General features: G+C 63.0%; 21 protein-coding genes. 14 read left to right on the forward strand and 7 right to left on the reverse strand.

Going from position 1 to position 21,563, the window contains the following annotated elements:
• Positions 1-8 precede the first annotated feature (8 nt).
• From recN to NKH59_RS21945, 6 genes are all read left to right on the forward strand, one after another.
• The gene (gene recN, locus NKH59_RS21920; protein ID WP_352539523.1) at positions 9-1,682 is read left to right on the forward strand and encodes a DNA repair protein RecN; all 1,674 of its coding nucleotides are present in this window, start codon (positions 9-11) and stop codon (positions 1,680-1,682) included.
• Positions 1,683-1,924: 242 nt separating this feature from the next.
• On the forward strand, positions 1,925-4,132 hold the full coding sequence (gene ligA / locus NKH59_RS21925; protein ID WP_352539524.1) for an NAD-dependent DNA ligase LigA: 2,208 nt from the start codon (positions 1,925-1,927) through the stop codon (positions 4,130-4,132).
• A complete protein-coding gene (locus tag NKH59_RS21930; RefSeq protein WP_352539525.1) occupies positions 4,132-4,824 on the forward strand; it encodes a DUF2461 domain-containing protein in 693 nt (230 codons plus the stop codon). The genes ligA and NKH59_RS21930 overlap by 1 nt, the downstream gene beginning before the upstream one ends.
• 122 nt (positions 4,825-4,946) lie before the next feature.
• Positions 4,947-5,675, forward strand: a complete 729-nt coding sequence (locus NKH59_RS21935; RefSeq protein ID WP_352539526.1) for an AzlC family ABC transporter permease — start codon at positions 4,947-4,949, stop codon at positions 5,673-5,675.
• Positions 5,672-5,968, forward strand: coding sequence for an AzlD family protein (locus NKH59_RS21940; protein WP_352539527.1), 297 nt, complete (start codon positions 5,672-5,674; stop codon positions 5,966-5,968). The genes NKH59_RS21935 and NKH59_RS21940 overlap by 4 nt, the downstream gene beginning before the upstream one ends.
• Before the next feature lie 316 nt (positions 5,969-6,284).
• On the forward strand, positions 6,285-7,175 hold the full coding sequence (locus NKH59_RS21945) for a LysR family transcriptional regulator (protein WP_352539528.1): 891 nt from the start codon (positions 6,285-6,287) through the stop codon (positions 7,173-7,175).
• On the opposite strand, the gene NKH59_RS21950 is transcribed toward NKH59_RS21945, so the two are convergent.
• A complete protein-coding gene (locus NKH59_RS21950) occupies positions 7,165-9,009 on the reverse strand; it encodes an aminopeptidase P family protein (RefSeq protein ID WP_352539529.1) in 1,845 nt (614 codons plus the stop codon). The genes NKH59_RS21945 and NKH59_RS21950 overlap by 11 nt on opposite strands.
• Before the next feature lie 200 nt (positions 9,010-9,209).
• Between NKH59_RS21950 and NKH59_RS21955 the strand changes: the two genes are divergently transcribed.
• Positions 9,210-9,389 (forward strand): hypothetical protein, encoded by a 180-nt coding sequence (locus tag NKH59_RS21955; protein ID WP_352450114.1) that lies wholly within the window; start codon positions 9,210-9,212, stop codon positions 9,387-9,389.
• Between the two features lie 39 nt (positions 9,390-9,428).
• Here the strand turns inward: NKH59_RS21955 and NKH59_RS21960 are convergent, their stop codons facing one another.
• Both NKH59_RS21960 and NKH59_RS21965 read right to left on the reverse strand, forming a co-directional pair.
• Positions 9,429-10,301, reverse strand: coding sequence for a 50S ribosomal protein L11 methyltransferase (locus tag NKH59_RS21960; protein WP_352539530.1), 873 nt, complete (start codon positions 10,299-10,301; stop codon positions 9,429-9,431).
• Between the two features lie 11 nt (positions 10,302-10,312).
• Positions 10,313-10,891: an SCO family protein gene (locus tag NKH59_RS21965; protein WP_352539531.1), complete on the reverse strand. Its 579-nt coding sequence runs from the start codon at positions 10,889-10,891 to the stop codon at positions 10,313-10,315.
• A 205-nt stretch (positions 10,892-11,096) separates the two neighbouring features.
• Between NKH59_RS21965 and NKH59_RS21970 the strand changes: the two genes are divergently transcribed.
• The 3 genes from NKH59_RS21970 (at position 11,097) to NKH59_RS21980 (ending at position 12,922) form a co-directional block, all read left to right on the forward strand.
• Entirely contained in the window at positions 11,097-11,582 is a 486-nt protein-coding gene (locus NKH59_RS21970) for a CreA family protein (RefSeq protein WP_352539532.1), read from the forward strand.
• Between the two features lie 96 nt (positions 11,583-11,678).
• On the forward strand, positions 11,679-12,320 hold the full coding sequence (locus NKH59_RS21975; protein ID WP_352471576.1) for a DapH/DapD/GlmU-related protein: 642 nt from the start codon (positions 11,679-11,681) through the stop codon (positions 12,318-12,320).
• Between the two features lie 170 nt (positions 12,321-12,490).
• On the forward strand, positions 12,491-12,922 hold the full coding sequence (locus tag NKH59_RS21980; RefSeq protein WP_031211766.1) for a low affinity iron permease family protein: 432 nt from the start codon (positions 12,491-12,493) through the stop codon (positions 12,920-12,922).
• A 69-nt stretch (positions 12,923-12,991) separates the two neighbouring features.
• On the opposite strand, the gene NKH59_RS21985 is transcribed toward NKH59_RS21980, so the two are convergent.
• Positions 12,992-13,864: an SDR family NAD(P)-dependent oxidoreductase gene (locus NKH59_RS21985; protein ID WP_352539533.1), complete on the reverse strand. Its 873-nt coding sequence runs from the start codon at positions 13,862-13,864 to the stop codon at positions 12,992-12,994.
• 130 nt (positions 13,865-13,994) lie between these two features.
• Between NKH59_RS21985 and NKH59_RS21990 the strand changes: the two genes are divergently transcribed.
• Positions 13,995-14,276: a hypothetical protein gene (locus NKH59_RS21990; RefSeq protein ID WP_023676741.1), complete on the forward strand. Its 282-nt coding sequence runs from the start codon at positions 13,995-13,997 to the stop codon at positions 14,274-14,276.
• A 7-nt stretch (positions 14,277-14,283) separates the two neighbouring features.
• On the opposite strand, the gene NKH59_RS21995 is transcribed toward NKH59_RS21990, so the two are convergent.
• A complete protein-coding gene (locus NKH59_RS21995) occupies positions 14,284-14,859 on the reverse strand; it encodes a TMEM175 family protein (RefSeq protein ID WP_023676740.1) in 576 nt (191 codons plus the stop codon).
• A 156-nt stretch (positions 14,860-15,015) separates the two neighbouring features.
• On the opposite strand from NKH59_RS21995, the gene NKH59_RS22000 reads away from it, so the two are divergent.
• A complete protein-coding gene (locus NKH59_RS22000; protein WP_352539534.1) occupies positions 15,016-16,224 on the forward strand; it encodes an MFS transporter in 1,209 nt (402 codons plus the stop codon).
• Positions 16,225-16,233: 9 nt separating this feature from the next.
• Here NKH59_RS22000 and NKH59_RS22005 read toward each other — a convergent pair whose 3' ends face one another.
• On the reverse strand, positions 16,234-17,706 hold the full coding sequence (locus tag NKH59_RS22005) for an MATE family efflux transporter (protein WP_352539535.1): 1,473 nt from the start codon (positions 17,704-17,706) through the stop codon (positions 16,234-16,236).
• 193 nt (positions 17,707-17,899) lie between these two features.
• Between NKH59_RS22005 and NKH59_RS22010 the strand changes: the two genes are divergently transcribed.
• A complete protein-coding gene (locus NKH59_RS22010) occupies positions 17,900-18,685 on the forward strand; it encodes a L,D-transpeptidase (RefSeq protein WP_352471581.1) in 786 nt (261 codons plus the stop codon).
• 41 nt (positions 18,686-18,726) lie between these two features.
• Here NKH59_RS22010 and NKH59_RS22015 read toward each other — a convergent pair whose 3' ends face one another.
• Complete coding sequence (locus NKH59_RS22015; RefSeq protein ID WP_353023013.1) at positions 18,727-20,310, reverse strand: esterase-like activity of phytase family protein; 1,584 nt, start codon at positions 20,308-20,310, stop codon at positions 18,727-18,729.
• 248 nt (positions 20,311-20,558) lie between these two features.
• Here NKH59_RS22015 and NKH59_RS22020 point away from each other — a divergent pair, with 248 nt between their 5' ends.
• A complete protein-coding gene (locus NKH59_RS22020; protein ID WP_352539537.1) occupies positions 20,559-21,548 on the forward strand; it encodes a TIM barrel protein in 990 nt (329 codons plus the stop codon).
• The last annotated feature ends 15 nt before the right edge of the window (positions 21,549-21,563 follow it).

Here is a 21,563-nt window from a genome sequence, read left to right on the forward strand (position 1 = left end):
GCGTCACCATGCTCTCCAGACTGTCGATCCGCGATATCGTTCTGATCGAGAAGCTGGACATCGACTTCTCGTCCGGCCTTTCGGTCCTTACAGGCGAAACCGGCGCCGGAAAATCCATCCTGCTCGACGCATTGTCGCTGGCGCTTGGCGCCCGCGGCGACGCTTCGCTGGTGCGGCATGGCGCGGCACAAGGCCAGATCATCGCCGTGTTCGACGTGCCGCGCAACCACGCGGCTCGCATGTTGCTTGCCGAGAATGCCATCGAGGACGACGGCGACATCATCCTGCGCCGCGTCCAGACGGCTGACGGCCGCACGCGCGTGTTCGTCAACGACCAGCCGTCCAGCGTGACGCTGATGCGCGACATCGGCCGTGCGCTGGTCGAGATCCACGGCCAGCATGACGAGCGCGCTTTGGTCGATCCCGGCGCCCATCGCGAGTTGCTCGACAGTTTCGGCGGCCATCTCGGCGCTGCTCGGGCAACCGGCGAGGCGTGGCGGCATTGGCGTACCTGCGAGCAGGAATTTTCACGGCACCGGGCCAAAGTCGAGGCAGCTGCCCGTGAGGCCGATTATCTGCGTGCAGCGGTCGCCGAATTGACCAGGCTCGATCCGCAACCTGGCGAAGAGACCGAGCTGGCCGAATTGCGCGCCTTGATGATGCGTGCCGAAAAGATCGCCTCGGAAATCCACGATGCGCAGGATGTGCTCTCGGGTCCGTCCTCGCCCTTGCCGCAACTGGCCAGCCTGCTCAGGCGGCTGCAGCGCAAGGTCACCGAAGCGCCCGGGCTGCTCGAGGATGTCGTCAAGTCGCTCGACGAGGCGATGCTGTCGCTCGACGCGGCGCAGTCGGGCGTCGAAGCAGCACTTCGCGCCACCGAATATGATCCGCAGCGGCTGGAGAAGGCTGAGGAGCGGCTGTTTTCGCTGCGTGCCGCCTCGCGCAAGCACAGCGTCGCCGTCGATGACCTGGCGCAATTGCGTGACACCATGGCTGCCGACCTTGCCGATCTCGACGCCGGCGAGGAGCGCCTGCAGGCGCTGGAGAAACAGGCTGCGGCGGCGCGCCAGGCCTATGACACTACGGCGGCCCAGCTGTCGTCGCTTCGCCATGCGGCGGCTGTCGGGCTGAGCAAGGCGGTGATGGCCGAACTGCCGGCGCTGAAGCTCGAACGCGCCGAGTTCATCGTCGAGATCGCAAGCGATGCCGAGAGCCGCATGGAAGAAGGCATCGACCAGGTCGAGTTCTGGGTGCGGACCAATCCCGGCACCAGGCCAGGACCAATGATGAAGGTCGCTTCCGGCGGCGAGCTTTCGCGCTTCCTGCTGGCGTTGAAGGTCGCGCTGGCTGATCGCGGGTCGGCGCCGACCTTGGTCTTTGATGAAATCGACACCGGCGTCGGCGGCGCGGTTGCCGACGCCATCGGCCAGCGGCTGGCGCGGCTGGCAAAACGCGTGCAGGTGCTTTCGGTCACGCATGCACCGCAAGTGGCAGCGCGCGCGGCGACGCATTTCCTGATCTCCAAATCGGGCGGTGCCGACCGGGTCTCGACCGGCATCGCCGAGATGGACCGGGCGGCACGGCAGGAAGAGATCGCACGCATGCTCGCCGGCGCCACCATCACCGACGAGGCGCGCGCGGCGGCCGAGCGGCTGCTGCGGGAGAACACCGCGGCAGCGTAGAGCGGTTCATCGTTTCACCAAAACGCCGAACCGCTCTACCTCTTTGTTTCTGCGCAGTTCCGGACGGAAAACCGTTTCACACTTTTCCTGGAATTGCTCCAGGCGAGTTCGTTTCCGGCGCTCGTGACCTGAGTCAGGGTATGGCGCCATCCTGCTGTTCAGGAATGATTTTCTGTGTCTGGTCTCTCCCTCATGAGAAAATCCTGTTCTATTGTGTCGCGCCACCGTGGAGGGAGCAGTGCATGGACGAAAAACCAGTCGATTCGCTCAGCGAAAGCGAGGCGGCAAGCGAGTTGAAGCGGTTGGCGCAGGAGATCACCGAGCACGACCGGCGCTACCACAGCGAGGACGCGCCGACAATCACGGATGCGGAATATGACGCGCTGACCCGGCGCAACCTCGCCATCGAGCAGCAGTTCCCGCATCTTGTGCGCGAGGATTCGCCCTCACGCAGGGTCGGCGCGCCGCCGGCGGAAGGTTTTGCAAAGGTGCGCCACGCGGTGCCGATGCTTAGCCTCGCCAAGGCCTACACCGACCAGGACGTCGCGGACTTCATAGAACGGGGCCGGCGATTCTTTGATCGCGACAAGGAGCTGAACATCGCCTTCACGGCTGAGCCGAAGATCGACGGGCTATCGGCTTCCCTGCGGTATGAAGGCGGTGTGTTCGTGCAGGGGGCAACGCGCGGCGACGGCGTCGTCGGCGAGGACATCACCGCCAATCTCAAGACCATCGCCGATATTCCCAAGACCTTGAAGGGATCGGACTGGCCCGAGGTCATCGAAATACGCGGTGAGGTCTATATGACCTACGCGGAATTCGAGGCGCTGAAGCAGCGTTCGGCGGCGATAGGCGGCCAGGATTACGTCAATCCGCGTAACACGGCGGCCGGATCGCTGCGCCAGAAGGACCCGTCCGTTACCGCCAGCCGCAACCTCAAATTCTTTGCCTACGCCTGGGGCTATACTTCAAAGGATCCAGCTCCGACCCAATACGATTCCGTGCAAAAATTCGCGGAGTGGGGGTTCAAGGTCAGTCCGCTGATGGTCCGGGCAAAGTCGGTCGACGAACTGATCGCGCATTATCACCTTATCGAGGCCCAGCGCTCATCGCTCGGCTACGACATCGACGGCGTCGTCTACAAGGTCGACCAATTGGAGTTGCAGCGCAGATGGGGCTTCGTCACCGGCGAACCACGCTGGGCGATCGCTCATAAATTTCCGGCCGAACAGGCGATGACGACCGTGCTCAGGATCGACATTCAGGTCGGCCGTACCGGTACGCTGGCGCCCGTTGCCCGGCTTGCGCCCGTCACGGTCGGCGGCGTCGTGGTCGAAAATGTCACGCTTCACAACGAAGACTACATCAAGGGTCTGGACAGCAACGGCCAGCCGATCCGCGACGGCAACGACATCCGTATCGGCGACACGGTGGTCATCCAGCGGGCGGGGGACGTCATTCCGCAGATCGTCAGCGTCGTCGTCGACAAGCGTCCGCCAGATGCCGTGCCCTACGAATTCCCGCACAAATGTCCGATCTGCGGCTCACCCGCAACGCGCGAGATCAACGAGAAGACCGGCAAGGAGGATTCCCGCCGACGGTGCACCGGCGAGCTGATCTGCCCCGCGCAGGCCGTGGAAGGATTACGCCACTTTGTGTCGCGCGGCGCCATGGATATCGAAGGCCTGGGCGCTGAAAACATAGACCTGTTCTTCAATGCCGGGTTGGTCAAGACAGCCGCCGATATCTTCACCCTCCGGGACCGCCGTCCCGCCGTCACCAAGGCGCTGGCGGAGCGACGGGAGGAGCAGGCCAGGCAGCGCGAGGCCGCATCGGGCAAAACGCGCAAGAATGTACGCAGCGTCGAGGAACGCAACTATGACGGCCTCGACAAGCTCTTCGCTGCCATCGACGCCCGCCGCGAACCCGAACTCGATCGCTTCATCTTTGCGCTGGGCATCCGCCATATCGGCGAAACGACGGCCGCTGTGCTCGCCCGAACCTTCTCGACGATCGAGGAGTTGATCCGCATTGGCAAGGAGACAGCAGCAGCAGCCGATCCACACACCGTTTTTCCTTCGATCAACGGCATCGGCGATACCGTGATAGGCGCGCTTCGCGATTTCTTCGGCAATGAACGCAACGACGCCGTACTTGAAGCGCTGCTCACACAGGTCCACCCGAAGCCGTACATTGTGAACGTCTCAGCCGATAGTGCGGTCGCCGGCAAGACAATCGTGTTTACAGGCACGCTGGAAAAGATGACGCGCCCCGAGGCCAAGGCGATGGCCGAACGTCTCGGGGCGAAGGTCGCCGGCTCGGTTTCCGCGAAGACCGATCTCCTGGTGGCAGGGCCAGGCGCCGGTTCCAAGCTGAAGGACGCGACCAAATTCGGCATCGAGGTGATCGACGAGGACACCTGGCTGCAGCGGATTGGCAAGGGCGGGTGATGGCGGCTGCGTTCAATGGATTTGGGCAAAAGGCCATTCCCTTCCTCAAGGCGCTGGATTTTCATCAGAGCCGGGAGTGGTTTTTGGAAAACCGCGATCTTTTCGAGCGCGACCTGCGCGATCCCTTCGGCGATCTGGTCGAGACGCTCTCCGAGCGCTTCACGGCATTGGGGCTCGGCCTGCGCGGCGACCGCAAGAAATCGCTGTTCCGGATTAATCGCGACGTGCGTTTTGCCAAGGACAAACGGCCTTATAACCGGCATTTGTCGGCGATCCTTTCGCCCGACGGCACCAAGATGGAACAGGGCGTGTTTTACGTCCATATCGGGCTGGAGCGCTGCTTTGCCGCCATTGCCTGGTGGCAGCCCGGACCGGAGCTGTTGCTGGCGCTGCGCAACGCGATCGCGAAGCGGCCCGCTGAATTCCGTAGCCTCGTTGCGGCGCTGAAGAAGAACGGCCTCGAGCTCGACCCGGACGGCTGCATGAAGCGCACGCCGCGCGGCTTCGAGCATATCGCCGAGCCCGATCTCGCTGCCGCGATCCGCAACCGGCATTTTGCCGTCCGGCACGCAATCGAGCCGGCGGATATCTACGGAGCTGGATTGGTCGACGAACTCGTCGACTTCGTCATGCAGGCAAAACCGCTGCTTGACTGGGGCAGGGCGATCGAAGGCAAGGCTTCGCGGCGCTAGGCTCGGAAGCGAGCTTGCCGCGACGCTTCAGCCATCATTTCCGCTGATCGTTTGCCTCAAGCAAATTGGTGTGACAAGCCGGGCCGCTCTCTCTACATACGGCCGTTCCCAAGGAGCGATCGATGTCGGCGGAAGCAATCTCCGAAAACGGAGCGAAAAGCGATTTCTGGGACGGCGTGCGGCTCAGCATGCCCGTCGTGGTGGCGTCGGCGCCGTTTGCGTTGCTGTTCGGGGCGCTCGCAGTCGACAACGGGTTTTCCGTGCTCGAAGCGTTCCTGATGAGCGCAACGGTGTTCGGCGGCGCCAGCCAGATGGTCGGCATCGAGCTGTTCGGCCAGCATGTCGCGCCGTGGCTGATCGTGCTGTCGATCTTCGCCGTGAATTTTCGCCATGTGCTCTATTCGGCTGGCATCGGCCGGCGCATTGCGCATTGGCCGCTGGTGCAGCAGGCGATAGGCTATTTTGTGCTGACCGATCCGCAGTTCGCGGTGGCCGAGCGCAAGGCGGAGGCCGGCGAGACCGTCGGGTTCACCTGGTATATGGGGCTTGGGCTGCCGGTCTATGTGTTCTGGATCATCGAAAGCGCGCTCGGCGCGATGTTCGGCAAGCTTATTCCCGACACCCATGGGCTGGGCATCGACTTCCTGCTGCCGATCTATTTTCTCGGCCTGGTCATGAGCTTCCGCAAGCGGCCGCTGTGGCTGCCGGTGGTCGTCGCCAGCGCTGCCGCCTCCATCATTGCCTACAAAACGGTCGGCTCGCCCTGGCATGTCTCCATAGGTGCGCTGGCCGGCGTGCTGCTCGCCGTCATCCTGCCGCCCCGCCACAGCGGCGTGGAGGCACGGCCATGAGCACGACCTTGTGGATCATCATCGCCGCTTCGATCGCGACCTATCTGACCCGCATCGGCGGTCATCTGGTGATCTCGCGTTTCGATCAAATCCACCTGCGCGTCGAAGCCGGGCTCAGCGCCGTTCCGGCGGCGGTGCTGACCACGCTGGTGGCGCCGGCGGCGCTCAGCGCCGGGCCGGCGGAATGGGCAGCCTTGATCGTCGCCGGCCTTGTCTCACTGCGCGGCGGCCTTATGGCGATGTTCCTGGCGGGTGCTGCCGTGCTGATCCTCGCGCGGCAGCTCGTCGGCTGATCGACTTTTGCCTTGGCGGCGAGAGCACACATGCGCTTTACCGCAGCGACTATTGCCGCGCCGACCCGCGACAGGCTCAGCCGGATCGCCTCCGCTCTCTCCTGGTGGGCGCCACGCACGGCGTCGCTATAGAGCGCTTCGCGCTGCTTCGGCGTCAATGCGCTTAGATCGATCGGCTGGATGCCGAAGGGCTCACGCGACATTTCCATCTCCCCTGGTTTGCCGTGTTGATCGGCAGCTACACCGGCGATTTACGGGAAAGGCATAATCAGTTAAAATGAATAATTAAGATCGTTATGTTCTCCAGGAGAGATGTATGGATTTGGCCGATCTGCGCATCTTCCGCACGGTGGTGCGCGAGGGCGGAATCACCAGGGCGGCGGAAAAACTGTTTCGCGTGCAGTCGAACGTGACCACACGCATCCGGCAGCTCGAGGAGGATCTCGGCGTGCAGCTGTTTATCCGGGAGGGCAAGCGCCTGCACGTATCGCCGGCCGGTCACAGATTGGTCGGCTATGCGGATCGGCTGCTGGCGCTTGCGGAGGAGGCGCGAACGGCGATGCTCGATCCACGCCCGCGCGGCACTCTTCGCCTAGGTGCCATGGAGAGCACCGCCGCGGCACGGCTTCCAAGTCTGCTCGCCGAATACCATGCACGGCATCCCGAAGTGGAAATCCAGTTGCGCACCGGCAATCCGCAGGTTCTCGCGACCGCCATGCTTGCCGGCGAACTCGATGCAGCCTTCGCCGCCGAGCCGATCGCTGACGTTCCGTTCGAAAAGCTGCCCGCATTCCACGAGCAGCTGGTCATTGTCTCGGCGGCATCGCGCGTTTCGGTCGAAGACCACCTGGACATGCCCAAAACCATGATAGCCTTCGAGCACGGCTGTCCGCACCGCAAGCGGCTGGAACAATGGTATGCGCGCAGAGGGTTCATGGCCGAGAAAACCATCGAGCTTGGTTCATACCATGCCATCCTTGGTTGCGTGGTGGCTGGCATGGGCATAGCGCTGATGCCGAAAAGCGTGCTTTCGGGTTTTCCGGAAAGCCGCTGGCTAAAGCTGCACGAACTGCCCGCTGACGAAGACAATGCCGTCACGGTGTTGTTCTGGCGCAAGGGAGCCGGTTCTCCCAACGTCACCGCTTTGCAGGGACTGCTTGCGGAGCAAAGCCTGTCAACCGGCGTTGTCGCCGCGGCTATTGCTTGAAGTCGTGCGGCAGCGGCGCGGTTGCCTTTTCCAGCCAGGCCAGCGTTTCGCCGTCGAGCATCGGTCCGATCTCGGCCAGTACGCGCGCATGGTATTCGTCAAGCCAATGCAACTCGTCGCGGGTTAAAAGGTCCGATCGGACCAGCCGCTTGTCGATCGGCGCCAGCGTCAGTGTCTCGAAGCCGTGCATGGCGATGTCGCCGCCCTCGATTGCCTCGGCCGGTGTCACCAGAATCAGGTTCTCGATGCGGATGCCGTAGGAACCTTCCTTGTAATAGCCGGGCTCGTTGGAGACGATCATGCCGGCCAGCAGCTTCTCGGTACCGGTCTTGGCGATACGCTGCGGGCCCTCATGCACGGCAAGATAGGAGCCGACACCGTGCCCGGTGCCATGGGCGAAATCGCAGCCGTGTCTCCATAGCACCAGGCGCGCCACTGCATCGATTTCGGAGCCGCGCGTGCCCTGGGGGAAGCGCAGCATGGAGATGCCGATCATGCCTTTCAGCACCAGCGTGAAGCGCTCGCGCATCTCCTCGGTTGGCGCGCCAATCGGAACCGTGCGGGTAATGTCGGTGGTGCCGTCCTGGTACTGCCCGCCGGAATCGAGCAGGAACAGCTCGCCATCCCCCAGCTTGCGATTGGTGGCGCGGGAGACGCGGTAGTGCATGATAGCGCCGTTAGGACCAGCGCCGGAGATGGTATCGAACGATACGTCGCGCAGCGGCATCTGCGTTTCTTCGCCGGTCTGACGGCGCGTCTCCTCAAGCCTGGTGACAACGGCGATTTCGTCGAGCGTGCCGGGCTTCTGGCGGTCGAGCCAGCACAGCAGCTTGGCGACCGCGGCGCCGTCGCGGCGATGTGCGGCGCGTGCGCCGGCGATCTCAGCTTTGTTCTTTGTTGCGCGTGGAATGCGGGCCGGATCGGCCGTGGCAATGACGGTGCCGCCATTATCCTCGACCAGCATTCTGAGCTTGTCCGCCGCGAGAACCGGGTCCAGCGCGATTTTTGCGCCGCCCTTGGCCCGGGTGACGATTGCCGATTCGAATTCACCTGGTTCGTGCAATTCGGCGAGCTGCGTCAGGTAGGCCGCGACGGTGCGCGAAAACTTGCGCTGGTCCATGAAAAGCAGATGCGAGCCGTCGGCGGCGAGCACGGCAAAGCCGAGCGCCAGCGGTGTGTGCGGTACGTCGCCGCCACGGATGTCGAACGCCCAGGCAATGGAGGAGGGGTCGGTCAGCACGGCATGGGTGGCGCCGTCCTTCTCGATGGCCGCTGCCAGCCGCACCAGCTTGTCCTTGGCCAGTTCGCCGGCAAAGCCGATCGGGTGGATCTCGACCGGTGCCAGTGGCGGCCCGGGCTGGTCCTGCCAGATCGCGTCGATCGGATTCTCTTCGAGCGGCACCAGTATCGCGCCGGATTTCTCGGCCGAGGCTTTCAGCGCCTTGACGTCGCTGATCGTATGGAGCCACGGATCGAAGCCCAATCGCACGCCCTTGCCGAGATTGTCCTTGATCCAGTTGGCCGGCGGGTTGTCGACAAGGCTCTCGATCGAAAAGATGTCGAGATCGACCTCCTGGCGCACCTGCAGCGTGTAGCGCCCGTCGACAAACATGACGGCGCGCTCGCCAAGCACAATGGCGACGCCGGCCGAGCCGCTGAAGCCGGTCAGCCATTTCAGCCGTGCCGAGCGGTCGGCGACATATTCGCCCTGGTGCTCGTCGGCACGGGGCACGATGAAGCCATCCAGCCCGTTCGCCGCCAACCATTGGCGCAGCATTGCCACGCGCGGCTTGCCAACGGCCGGATCGCCGGCGGAATCGAAGGTCTGGAACATGTCGGCTCTCCTCGAATGCTGGCGCGACCGTAGCGCATGACTTCGAAAATCGGAATCGATTTTCGGACCGATCATTCCCGGTTGCTGCGTGTCTCTTTGCGCATGGACGCCATGCAGAATCGACGATTTCAAAAAGCGTCAGCGGAGCTTACCTTCTTAATGTGGAGGAAAAGTCCTGTTGCCCTGCAAAGGAGACCGTCATGTCCACGATTTCACCTAGACGCGGATTTTTCAAAAACGCTGTGAAAGCGCTGATCGAAGCTCGCCAGCGCGAAGCGAGCCGGTATGTAAGCGGCGTTCTGCTTGGCTTTGACGACGAAACGCTGAAAGCTCACGGCTACGATCGCGAACAGCTAAAGAAAGCGGCGAACTCGCGCTAAGTCTGAGCGGATTCCGGCTTGCGTTGAAGGCGTCGCGCCTCAGCGCTTGAGGTGAATCGTCACCCAGCCCTCGCGGTGCAAGGTGCGGACGTGCCGGAATTTCTGGGCGACATAGGCCGCGATTACCGCATCGCGCTGGCGCTCGAGGATGCCCGACAAAACAATCGAGCCACCGAGCGCGATATGCTCCGCCATTTGCGGCGCCAGGCGCATCAGCGGCCGCGCCAATATGTTGGCGACGATCAAGTCGAAGGGCGCGCGCGCGGCAAAGATCGGGTGGTGGAATCCGGGCGCCGTCACTGTTTCGACGAGCCCCTTGACGTGGTTCAGCCGCGCATTGGCGGCGGCCACCTTGACGGCGACCGGGTCGATGTCGGTCGCCAGCACCGATATATGCGCGAGCCTGGCCGCTGCGATCGCGAGCACCGCGCTGCCGGTGCCAAGGTCGAGCGCGTTGCGCGGATGCTCGCGCCGTACGACCTGCTCCAGCATTTCGAGGCAGCCGGCGGTGGTGCCGTGATGACCGGTGCCGAAAGCAAGGCCGGCCTCGATCTCTATGGCGATTTCGCCGCTGTGGCGCTTCCTGCGGTCATGCGCGCCATGGACGAAGAAGCGCCCGGCCCGCACCGGCTTCAATCCCTCCAGCGAGCGCGCCACCCAGTCGATGTCGGGCAGCGTTTCGCGCGCTATAGGCTTCGACAGCGACAGTCCGGCAAGTACATCCCTGAGCTGCGCCTCGACCGCATCGACGTCGTCGCCGGCATAGAGCGATACTTCGTGGATGTCGCGGTCCTCGTCGACCTCGAGCACTGCAATCGGCAGGCCCTCATCGTCGAACGCCGCACCAAGCGCCGCGAAAATGTGATCAGCCTCGATCTTGCCCGCGGTGAAATACAAACGCGTCTGCGTCATTACCGGATGTGTCAACCTTCCGCCGCCAGCCGTTTGAGCTTGGCGATGGCGGCGTCCGGGCTTTCGCCATAGGCAATAGTGCCGGCGAATTCGCCCTTGGCATTGAGCAGCAGCACCGAAGCGGTGTGGTCCATCGTGTAGTCGCCGTCGTTCGTGTCGACTTTCTTCCAGTAGATGCCGAAGGACTTGGCCATGGCGTGGACCTTATCCGGATCGCCTGATATGCCGAGGATGCGATCGGAGAAATTGCTGACATAGGTGTTCATGATTTCCGGCGTATCGCGCTCCGGGTCGACCGTAACGAAATAGGCACGCAGGTTCTTGCCGTCGTCGCCCATCGTCTTCAGCCAGCCGGCCAACTCGAAAAGCGTGGTCGGGCAGACTTCCGGACAATGCGTGAAGCCGAAGAAGATGACGCTGGGGTGGCCGCGAAACGCGGCTTCGGTGACCGGCGCGCCCTTCTGGTCGACCAGCGTAAACGGTGCTCCGAACGGCTCGCCGCCATAATGTCCGCGGTACCAGTCGAAGGTGAGCCAGCCGATGCCAGCGGCCATCAGGACGAGAATACCGACCAGAATTGAACGCATCATCAGTGAAGTCCGTCGTTATTTCCATCGGGCGCCGGGTTGGCGCCGTGAAGGCCCTGGCTTGGCGAACACTCTTAGCGGTTCGGTCGCGCCGACGCAAAGATGTCGCGTTGCCGCAACCGGCAATCCTGTGGGAGGCGATCTGCTTGCAAAGCGCTGCCGTTCGTCCCACCTGAGGTCGGCAAAATTCGAACCGCAGGAGGCCTCTTTGCGAAAACTGATTGGCGGCGCGTTAGCCGCATGCCTGGTCATTGGCGCCGGCGCGGCGGCCGAGGAAGTCGGCAAGGTCGGCGTCGATTGGCTCGGCAACGATATCATCGTCGAGGCGATCAAGGATCCGAAGGTCGAGGGCGTGACCTGCCACGTCTCGTATTTCGACCGTGGCATGATCGACCGCCTGCAGAAAGGCAACTGGTTCGAGGACCCGTCCGATTCCTCGATCTCCTGCCGCCAGACCGGGCCGATCACCATTGGCGACATCGACATGAGCGAGGCCGGCGAGGAGGTGTTCAAGCAAGGCATCAGCCTGATCTGGAAAAAGCAGGTGGTGAACCGCATCTACGACAAGGCCAACGAGACGCTGATCTACCTGTCGCATTCGCGCCAGGTGCAGGATGGCTCGGCAAAAATGTCGGTCACCACCGTGCCGCTCTACGGCCAGAACGTAGTGTGGACCAGCGGCAAGCCGAAATAGAGACTGAAGGTGCTACGGGGTCCTTGGCGCGTCCAAGCGGATGCGCGGCGCTGCACTCGGCTTGCGAGACTTTGCGCGCGGGCGTAAAGCGCCCGCATGGACCGTCCTGAACACCTTGTCCTAAAAGATCCCGAGCCGCGCATCCATCCGACGGCGGAGCTGAAGGCGTGCAAGCTTGGACGTTATGCGTCGATCGGCGAGCGCGTCATCCTGCGCGAGGTGATGGTCGGCGACTTTTCCTACTTCGAGCGCCACGCCGAGGCGATCTATACGACGATCGGCAAATTCTGCTCGATCGCCGCCAACAGCCGCATCAATGCGCTGGAGCATCCGGTCGAGCGGCTGACGCAGCACAAAATCAGCTATCGGCCCAACGAGTACTTCCGCTGGCTGGGTGTCGATCAGGCATTCCGCGACCGGCGGCGGGCGAGAGCCGTCAGCATCGGCCACGATGTCTGGATCGGCCATGGCGCCGTGATCATGCCGGGCGTGGCGATCGGCAATGGCGCGATCGTCGGTGCCAACTCGGTGGTGACGCGCGACGTGCCGGCCTATGCAATCGTCGCCGGCGTTCCGGCCACGCCATTGCGGCAGCGCTTCAGCGCGGGAACTGCGGCCCGGATCGAACGTCTTGCCTGGTGGGACTGGCCGGTCGAGAAACTGGCCAGGGCAGTCCCCGACATGCAGGCCTTGCCCATCGAGGCTTTCCTCGACCGCTGGGAAAACGGCGCCCCCTGACTTCGGGGCGTATCTGCAAGCGGTCCGACGGCCTGCGCGATCTGCTCCTCCAACAATGTACCCGCGATCTTCCGCCACGAGGGAACCAGGAGCGGCTGCCAACTGTTTCTGCAGACACAATGAACTCGGCTTCCGTCCGGGTTCGTCGCCCGGCTGTTGAGGGAGTTTGAATGATTGAGAAGCTTTTCACCAGGATCGCCAACAACGTCGCCCATTTTGCCGGCCTGCCGCCGACGTTTGCCGTCTGTTTCCTGATCATCGTCGTCTGGGCGGCAAGCGGGCCGATGTTCGGCTTTTCGGACACCTGGCAGCTCGTCATCAACACCGGCACGACGGTCGTCACCTTCCTGATGGTGTTTCTCATCCAGAACACCCAGAACCGCGATGGCGCCGCGATCCAGGCGAAGCTCGACGAATTGATCCGGGTCAGCACAGCCCAGAACACCTTCATCGGTATCGAACACCTGACTGAGACCGAGGTCGAAGAGATCCGCAAGAAATGCGAACAGGCAGCGAAGCGGCATGATCAGAAGCTTGCCGAGTTGGCAGCCGAGAAAGCCATGGCGAAGAAGCGGAACACGAAGAAGCACGCAGCGGCGTGATATAAAGGTCCGGCGCATACCTGCGAAGATCGGATCCGATTCTTTGCTCTGGTGATCTTCGGTTCGGGATCATGCGCTGCGTGTCATGAATGCCGCGAAAGCATCCTTGTAGTCCGGATGCCAGCGCGACAGAGCAGGACGGTTCTCAATGATATCGCCAATTGCCCAGGCCATGCGCTTTTCGTCCATGGGCCGGGTCGCCTCGTTATCGGGACACAGGATGTAGAAATCGCCACGCAGCAGCGAGGCCAGCATGAAGTCGATGACCTGCTCGCCGGTCCAGGCGCCGGCCGGCTTTTCGGTCGCACCTTCGGTCAGGCCGGTAAAAGTGAACCCGGGAATGAGCAAATGCGCCGCGACATTGGCGCCGGGCTCGTTGCGCAGCGCGTGTGCAAAGCCCTCGGTATAGGTCTTCACGCCAGCCTTGGAGACGTTGTAGGCGAGGTTGCCAGGCGGCGTGGTAATGCCTTGCTTGGAGCCGGTGTTGACGATCAGGCCGGGCTTTCCCGCCGCCAGCATGCGCGGCGCGAAGGCCTCGACGCCATGGACGACGCCCCAGAAATTGATGTCCAGCAGTCGCTTCCAGGCGTCACGGTTCTCCCAGGGCTTGCCGGGGTTGTTGCCGACGCCGGCATTGTTCATCAGCAGCGAGACGTCGCCGAAAGTGCCGGATGTCCGTTCGGCCAGCCGGTCGAGGTCTTCGGCCCTCGAGACATCGGTGGCGACGGCAAGTACGGCGCTCTGCCCGCCGATAGCAGCGACGGCGCGGGCAGCCTCATCAAGGCGTTCGCCGCCGATATCGGCCAGCACGATCTTCATGCCCATCGCCGCCAGCCGTTTGGCGGCGGCAAGGCCGATGCCGCTGGCCGCGCCGGTAATGACGGCGACATTGCCGGAGGCAAGTGCAGGCAGGGCGGTCTGGATCTCGGCGTCGGTGGTCATGATTTTCTCCTGTTCTGGCCGCGGCGAACTTAGCGCGGAAAAAGGCTCGCGCAAGCCGGTCCCGGCATCTTCGGGTTGACCGCATCGGCGGGCGCTGCGCATGCTGATATCGAAAAAGGAGACCTGACGATTGACCGACTGGATCGAGATCCTGAAAGAACAGACCGCCACCGGCGACCAGATGAGCCGCGAGGTACCGCAGATGCTCGCCAATCCCGACATCAGCGAAGCGCAAGTTATGACGCTGTTTTCGGCGCTCGAAAAACAGGCCGAATTCGTCGAAAAGCTGCGTATGGCGCTGGAAAAATTCGGCCATGATTTTTCAGTGATCAAGGCGGCCGAGCGGCTGGAGGAGCGCTACGCCGACCTTGCCGCGTCGGTAGCGGAAAAGCTGAAAGCAATGCGAGGCTAGACGGGGCCTATTTCTCGATCAGCCGCTCGAAGCGCCTGTCCGGCACGAACCAGATCATCGCCACCAGGACATAGATCGAGACACCGATCCAGTGATTGACGAAGGTCAGCGCGATGGCGGAAAGATAGAGGACCAGCGAGATCTTTCCCTTGAGGTCATTGCCCAACGCCCTGGCGAAAAGGGTCTCGTTGCCGTGCAGTCGATGCAGGGCCATGGTGAGGATGTTGAAGCCGATGGCGCAGAGCGCCAGGTCGACGCCATAGACGGCAACCGGCACCGGCGCGAAATGGTTCTCACCCATGAAGGCTGTCGTCGCCGGCATCAGCGATAGCCAGAACAGCAGGTTGAGGTTCGCCCACAGCACGCGGCCGTCGACCCGCTGCACGGTATGGAACATGTTGTGCAAATTGTTCCAGTAGATGCCGACATTGATGAAGGACAGCACATAGCTGAGGAAGATCGGCCAGAGTGGTGCCAGCGCGGAAAAATCCTCGCCATGCGGCACCTTCAATTCCAGCACCATGATGGTGATGATGATGGCGACCACGCCATCGGTGAATGCCTCGACTCGTCCCTTGCCCATGAATCTCCCCTGACAATCCGCTGAAGTTAAAAGAGGATCTCGCTCAGCGCCATCGGCAAAGCTGCCAAACTTGTCAGGAGCAAGCCGGGGAGGGGGAACGGCTGACGCGAAAAAGGCGTTAGGATGTCAGATCCCGAACAGCAAAAGGTCGAAAAAATGACCGCTCACGCTCAAGTCATGACGCGCGATTACGAACTCGGCGGCCGCGCTGCAGCGGCCACCGTGGCCGCTATGATCGCGGCTCTTTTCGCCGGCAGCACGGCGCTGACGCCGCTTTACATCATCTACAAGCAGGTCTTCGGCTTCTCACAGATCACTTTGACGCTGGTCTACGCCGTCTATGTCATCGGCAATCTGGCGGCGCTGCTGATGTTGGGGCGTGTGTCCGATGTCATCGGGCGCCGTCCAATGGCATTGGCCGGGATGGCGGTGGCCGTGGTCAGCGCGGTGGTTTTCCTGTTCGCCGAAAATGTCGCATGGCTCGACATCGCCCGAATTCTGAGCGGACTGGGAATCGGCGTCGGCGCGGGCACCGGCACCGCCTGGCTCGCCGAATTGCTCCCGACCGACGACAAGTCACAGGCGGCGACGATTGCCACCAGCACCAATTTTCTCGGCCTCGGCCTCGGTGCGCTGGGAGCCGGGTTGCTCGCCGAATACGCGCCTTGGCCGCTCAGGCTGACATTCGTCGTCTACCTGGCGATCCTCGCGACTGTAACCCTGCTGGTCTGGCGCACGCGGGAAACCGTTTCGCGGCCGGGGAAACTGGCTGACGTTTCGATGCGGCCGCGCCTTTCCGTGCCCGATGCCATCCGCGCAAATTTCGTTGCGCCGGCGGTGACAGGCTTTGGCGCAATGGCGCTGGTCGGCTTTTATGCAGCACTCGCACCGAGCATTTTGGCGCAGCAACTGCAGGTAACCAACCATGCCGAAGCCGGCGCTCTGTTCTTTGAATTGGCGATCGTGACGGCCGCCACCATTGTAGCGACGGCGCGTCTTTCGAGCCGAGCCGCGATGTTCGCGGCGCTTGCGCTGATGATCCCAACCGTCGCGCTGATTGTTGCGGCGCAGGTCTTCGCCTCGATGACCATAATGATTGCCGGCACCGCCTTGTGCGGCGTGGCGGCAGCGCTCGGCTATCGCGGCGGCTTGCAAGTGGTGAACGAGATCGCGCCGGCGGACCGGCGCGCCGAAGTCGTCTCGGCCTTCTTCATCTGCTGTTTTTGCGGCAACGCGCTGCCGGTCATCGGCATCGGCGTTCTGTCGACGGTGGCAGGTGCGACCGCGGCAAGCGTGGCCTTTGCCGGCATGATTGTCGTCTTTTCCCTGGTCGCTCTCGGGTTTGGCGCGAAATACGCGCGCTGAGCCGACCTTTCAGCCGTTCGGTGTCTCGGGCGAAAGGTGCGCGCGCTGGCGCGGTACGCCGAGGCCGGTATCCGGCGGTTCGCCGGCAGCCGGCCGGCTCTCGATCATGTGCAGGCTGCGCCAGCGGCCGAAGCGATAATAGGCCGCGGCCAGCACGAGCGAGGTTATAGAGCCAGCCGGAAAGCTCCACCACAGAGCTTCCTCGCCGATCACGCTTCGGAAGAAATAGGCGAAGCTGGTGCGCACCAGCAGCACCGAGATCACCAGGATGATCAGCGGCGGCATCACCGCGCCGGTGGCACGCACGGTGGCGAAGAGCACGATGGTGATGCCGAACAGGATGAAGGACCACGACGCGATCTTGTTGATGTGAGTGGCGATGTCGATTGCTGCACTGTCGCTGCCAAGGAAGAGGCTGAGCACCGCGCGATCGAATACGAACAGCAGCGCGACGAGCATCCCGGTGAGCACAAGGTTGAAGCCGACGCCGGAGGTGGCGATGCGTCCAATCCGGTCCCAGCGCCTGGCGCCGACATTTTGCGCCGCCATGGACGACACCGCGGCGCCGATGGCGAGCGCCGGCATCTGGATATAGGTCCAGAGCTGTGCGGCTATGCCGTAGGCAGCCGCGACCTGCGAGCCGTACGAGTTGACCATGCCCATCACCGTCAGCGCCGCGGCCGAAACGACGATCATCTGCAGGCCCATCGGCACGCCCTTGAAGACGACGATGCGCAGCAGCGCCGGGTCCGGCCGCAGCAGAGCGAGATTAGGGCCGGCCAGCCGCAGCGGGTGCTTGCGCGCATAAAGCACGATCAGGATGGCAACCACGCTTACCGTCTGGCCGATCAGCGTCGAGGTGGCCGAGCCGGCGATGCCGAGTTCGGGGAACGGGCCGATGCCGAGGATGAGCAACGGGTTCAAAACGACGTCGAGCATGACGGCCAGCGCCATGAACAGGAAAGGCGTGCGCGAATCGCCGGCGCCGCGCAGCACCGTCATGACGAAGGACAGCAGGTTCATCATCGGCACGGCGAGGAAGATGATGCGCAGATAGGAGCGCGCCAGCGGCAACGCGTCGGCCGGCGTGCCGAGCGCATCGAGGATCGCATCGACCCAGATCCAGCCGCAGACCGCGAACACCACCGAGACGAGGAAGAAGAAGGTGGCGCTGGTTCCGACGATGCGCCGGGCTTCGGGCAGGTCACGAGCGCCGACGGATTGTGCGACCAGGATGGTCGCCGCCATGCCGATGCCGAAGACGGTGCCGAGGATGAGAAACAGCACGAGGTTGGCATTGGACGTGGCGGTCAGCGCCGCTTCACCGAGGAAACGGCCGACCCACACGGCATTTATCGAGCCGTTGAGCGACTGCAGCACATTGGAGCCGAGCACCGGCAGGGCAAACAGCAAAAGGGTGCGCGGGATAGGCCCACTGGTGAGGTCGCCGGTCTGCCGGCGCTGGGGCATGTTGTCGTCCATGGCAGGCAACTCGGCGAAGGCTTGTCTTGAGTCCGCAATGATTGCCGATTTAACGGGAGAGGTCGATGCGGCGCTGCAAATTCCGCCTGGTGTGCCTTGATCTAAGCATTTCTCAAACCTTCCGGAATCGTATATTGATCCCGCACGCGTGGGGCCGCATTTTCCTGGATCTCATGGGTAAGCCGGGGGGCTCATGTCCGATATTCCGTTGTTTTTTGAGCGCCTGAACCGGCGCGCCTTTCTTGGTGCATCCGCTCTGGGCGCGGCCTCCGTGGCTCTTTCGTCGTGCACTACGACGGACGTGGCGGCGCCGGTGCCCGCGGCACCAAGCGATCCGGCTTTCGGCGATGCCGCAAGCATGTATGCCGCGCGCATCGACGAGGGCTATCAACTGCCGGCAATCCCGGTAGCCAAGGTCGATCCGAAATTCGTGCGGCAAATCGTGGCCGACCCGACTGGAGAAAAACCCGGCACGATCGTCGTCGATACTTCCGAGCACTTCCTCTATCTGGTGCGCGACGGCGGCAAGGCAATTCGCTATGGCGTCAGCCTCGGCAAGGCCGGTTTCGGATGGACCGGCAGCGCCGTGGTTCAGGCGAGAAAGAAGTGGCCGGTCTGGACGCCGCCGCCGGAAATGATCCAACGCCGGCCGGAACTGGCGAAATACAAGGACGGCATGCCGCCCGGCCCGCAGAGCCCGCTTGGTGCCCGCGCGCTGTATCTCTTCCGTGACGGCAAGGACACGATGTATAGGCTGCACGGCACGCCGGAGTGGGATTCCATTGGGAAGAACGCTTCCTCCGGCTGTGTGCGCTTCATGAATCAGGACATTATCGACCTCTACAGCCGCGTCGACGGCGTCGCGCCGGTCTTCGTGCGCCCGAACCTGTCGGCCGCCGGGAAGATCGCCGCCGTGTCGAACAGGACGGCCGAGCCGATCGATGCCGGCGTGCCAAAGGACGCGGAGATGTTGAGGTAAGTGCCTTCGACTGGATCGTCAGTCGCAGGTTTTGCAACGCACTAGGACACCGTCCTTGCGCGGGCGAGCCGCAACTGAAGGGCACGACCGCTCAATCGCGCCAGCTCAGGCGGACGCGTTCCGCGCGTCCGCCTGAGTGGGTGCCGCTGCTTCTTGGCGAGGCCTGGGAGCGTGACCTGATAGACCAGGAACATGGTGTCGACATCGGCGCCATCCTCGGCCTTGTAGGCCGCGCCGACCTGGAAGCCGTCCTGCGTGAGGAAGTCATTGTCATTGGCGACGAACAGGAAATAGTCGTCGGGCAGCTTTGGATCGAGGACGCTCACCACCGACATCGCCTCCCATTTCTCCGAAAGGTTGTTGCGGTCGTTGGGCGCGCCATTGTGCAACCCGAAGCGGCCGAGCTCGGACTTGTCGTTGATATCGATGAACGGCGTCAGCTTGGCCGGCGTCACCGATGGATCGAGCTCACCCTTGGGTGCCAGTGGCTTGTCCTTGTCGAACTCTGTGCCGGCGATATCGGTTGCCGCCGACACATCGACGACGCTGATCTCGCGATGGAGCGAAGTGTCGCCCTTCAGCCCCTGGCCATTGCCGCTGTCGCGCGCCAGCATCAGGAAGGTCTTGTCCGACAGCGCCACGATTTCACTCTGCGCGGCGATCTTGGTTTTGCCCTTGGCATCGGTGAACACCGGCAGCGGCACGACATATTCATGCGCGAGCTTGAGCTGGCCGGGATCCGAGGCATCGTAGACCAGCGCGCGCGTGTTCTGGCGCGTCGAGGCGGAATCGCCGCCATCCTGCCTTGGGGCCGACTGCAGCACGGCAATCAGGAACTTGTCGTCCGGCGTCAGCGCCATGCCTTCGAGGCCCTGGTTGTTCTGACGGCCGGTTTCGGGATCCTTCGGATCTGGGTCTGCCGCGCCAGGTCCCGGATTGTTGGAAGCAAAGTTTGGCGTCCCGTGACGCATCGGGACAAGCGCCGCCGGCGGCTGCGTTGCCGACATCAGACGCCCATCGGCGGAGAAGCGGTAGATGTTCGGACCGTATTCGTCCGAGATGAACATCGTGCCGTCGGGCAGCCGTGCGATCGCTTCGTCATCGAGCGCGAGCTTGCCGTTGGCTTCGGGCAGGATCGGCATGTCGTCGGTCGCGGCACGCACGCCGTTGAGCGGATCGAGGCCGGTTGCGTCGGTACCCTTGTCGTCGGTCAAAAGCATGGTGTCGGCAAGCGTCGCGGTGAGGCCCGATTGTTCCTGGCCGGTGGCCGGTGCCGCACCCGGCGCGATCGGCGCGAACTCGAGGGCGATCGTGTTGAGGCGCGGACGGTAATCGGTGGTGCCGACGACATTGTAGCCGCGATCCGGCAGCAGCCACAGCGAGCCCTTATAGCCATCGGCGCCACGCGTCCAGCCGGCAGCGTCGATCGACATACCCGAGCCCGAGCCAAACGTCTCGCCGAACTTGTCCTTCTGGCTGGCCGGGATGCGGCCGACACCGACCAGGCCCTTGTTGACGAAGCTGACGCCGCCGACGGTCGCGGCGTTTTCAGCCAAGGCCGGGGTCAAGGCGGTGAACATCGCCAGCGCGACGGCGAGGGACGCGGTTCGGTGCAGGTTTTTCATGGATATCCTCTTTTGAGACAAAGCTGCCGGGATCTGAAAAAGCGCCGCGTGGCATCGAGGATGCCGCGAAAGCCTTCGGAGAAGCGATCTAGGACGCGAACATGATACTTGCGTGACAGTGCCGCGCTCGCTTGTCCCCCATGGTCGCAACTGGCCTGGGTATGGCGAATTCGTCGTCGCCGAGCGAGCAATTAACGACTTTACAAATAATCGTTATAATGTAAAGTTATGACAATGAAAGGTCCCCGATGACTGCCTATCGTTTCGCCACCCGCCTCAATTCCTTTGCCTCGCGGCCACAGTCCGAGTGGCCCGATCTTGTCGGCAAACCGTCCATGCTGCAAATGGCGGCACGTGCGGCGAAGGTTGCGGAGTTGACCGATCTCGACCTCAACTACCCCGACCATGTCGATGAAAAGCCTGCGGAAATAGCGCGCAAACTCGGCGATATCGGGCTTTCCATCAATGGTTTCGCCATGCGCTACTATTCCAATCCGGCTTTCAAGCTCGGCGCCTTCACCAACCCGGATCCTGCCATTCGCCGCGAAGCCATCGACCTGACCAAGGCCGGCATCGACGCCACCCGCGAGGCGGGCGCCAGCCTGATGACCTTGTGGCTCGGGCAGGATGGCTTCGACTATGCCTTCCAGGTGGACTACGCAGCGCTCTGGCAACACGAAATCGATGGCATTCGTGAAGTTGCGGCGCATGATCCGGGCTGCCAAATCAGCCTTGAATACAAACCCAACGAGCCGCGCTCCTACAGCCTGATGCCAGATGCGGCGACTACATTGCTGGCGATCCGCGAGATCGGCCTGCCAAATCTCGGCGTGACGCTCGATTTCGCCCATGTGCTCTATGCCGACGAGCAGCCGGCCTTTGCCGCAGCACTCGTGGCGCGACACAGCAAGCTGCTCGGCGTGCATCTCAACGACGGCTACGCCAAGCGCGACGACGGCCTGATGGTCGGGGCCGTGCATACGCTGCAGACGATCGAGCTGCTCAGGCAGATCCGTCGAGACGGCTATGCCGGCGCCATCTACTTCGACACGTTCCCCGACATGACCGGGCTCGACCCGGTCCACGAATGCGAAGTCAACATCGCGACTGTCAAGCGCATGCTGCGCTTCGTCGATCGGCTGGAAAAGGACAATCGGCTGTCCACTGCCGTCGACCGTCAGGACGCGGTCGCCTCGCAGGCCATCATCCAGGAAGCCATGCTCGGGCCGGACAGCTGAGGCCGGCGGCATAGA

Source organism: Mesorhizobium sp. M0998, from assembly GCF_040318885.1.
In the GTDB taxonomy this organism is placed as follows: Bacteria; Pseudomonadota; Alphaproteobacteria; order Rhizobiales; family Rhizobiaceae; genus Mesorhizobium.

Coding starts and splice junctions, on each gene's coding strand:
- recN (WP_352539523.1), top strand. CDS start 9: ATGCTCTCCAGACTGTCGATCCGCGATATCGTTCTGATCGAGAAGCTG.
- ligA (WP_352539524.1), top strand. CDS start 1,925: ATGGACGAAAAACCAGTCGATTCGCTCAGCGAAAGCGAGGCGGCAAGC.
- NKH59_RS21930 (WP_352539525.1), top strand. CDS start 4,132: ATGGCGGCTGCGTTCAATGGATTTGGGCAAAAGGCCATTCCCTTCCTC.
- NKH59_RS21935 (WP_352539526.1), top strand. CDS start 4,947: ATGTCGGCGGAAGCAATCTCCGAAAACGGAGCGAAAAGCGATTTCTGG.
- NKH59_RS21940 (WP_352539527.1), top strand. CDS start 5,672: ATGAGCACGACCTTGTGGATCATCATCGCCGCTTCGATCGCGACCTAT.
- NKH59_RS21945 (WP_352539528.1), top strand. CDS start 6,285: ATGGATTTGGCCGATCTGCGCATCTTCCGCACGGTGGTGCGCGAGGGC.
- NKH59_RS21950 (WP_352539529.1), bottom strand. CDS start 9,009: ATGTTCCAGACCTTCGATTCCGCCGGCGATCCGGCCGTTGGCAAGCCG.
- NKH59_RS21955 (WP_352450114.1), top strand. CDS start 9,210: ATGTCCACGATTTCACCTAGACGCGGATTTTTCAAAAACGCTGTGAAA.
- NKH59_RS21960 (WP_352539530.1), bottom strand. CDS start 10,301: ATGACGCAGACGCGTTTGTATTTCACCGCGGGCAAGATCGAGGCTGAT.
- NKH59_RS21965 (WP_352539531.1), bottom strand. CDS start 10,891: ATGATGCGTTCAATTCTGGTCGGTATTCTCGTCCTGATGGCCGCTGGC.
- NKH59_RS21975 (WP_352471576.1), top strand. CDS start 11,679: ATGGACCGTCCTGAACACCTTGTCCTAAAAGATCCCGAGCCGCGCATC.
- NKH59_RS21980 (WP_031211766.1), top strand. CDS start 12,491: ATGATTGAGAAGCTTTTCACCAGGATCGCCAACAACGTCGCCCATTTT.
- NKH59_RS21985 (WP_352539533.1), bottom strand. CDS start 13,864: ATGACCACCGACGCCGAGATCCAGACCGCCCTGCCTGCACTTGCCTCC.
- NKH59_RS21995 (WP_023676740.1), bottom strand. CDS start 14,859: ATGGGCAAGGGACGAGTCGAGGCATTCACCGATGGCGTGGTCGCCATC.
- NKH59_RS22000 (WP_352539534.1), top strand. CDS start 15,016: ATGACCGCTCACGCTCAAGTCATGACGCGCGATTACGAACTCGGCGGC.
- NKH59_RS22005 (WP_352539535.1), bottom strand. CDS start 17,706: ATGGACGACAACATGCCCCAGCGCCGGCAGACCGGCGACCTCACCAGT.
- NKH59_RS22010 (WP_352471581.1), top strand. CDS start 17,900: ATGTCCGATATTCCGTTGTTTTTTGAGCGCCTGAACCGGCGCGCCTTT.
- NKH59_RS22015 (WP_353023013.1), bottom strand. CDS start 20,310: ATGAAAAACCTGCACCGAACCGCGTCCCTCGCCGTCGCGCTGGCGATG.
- NKH59_RS22020 (WP_352539537.1), top strand. CDS start 20,559: ATGACTGCCTATCGTTTCGCCACCCGCCTCAATTCCTTTGCCTCGCGG.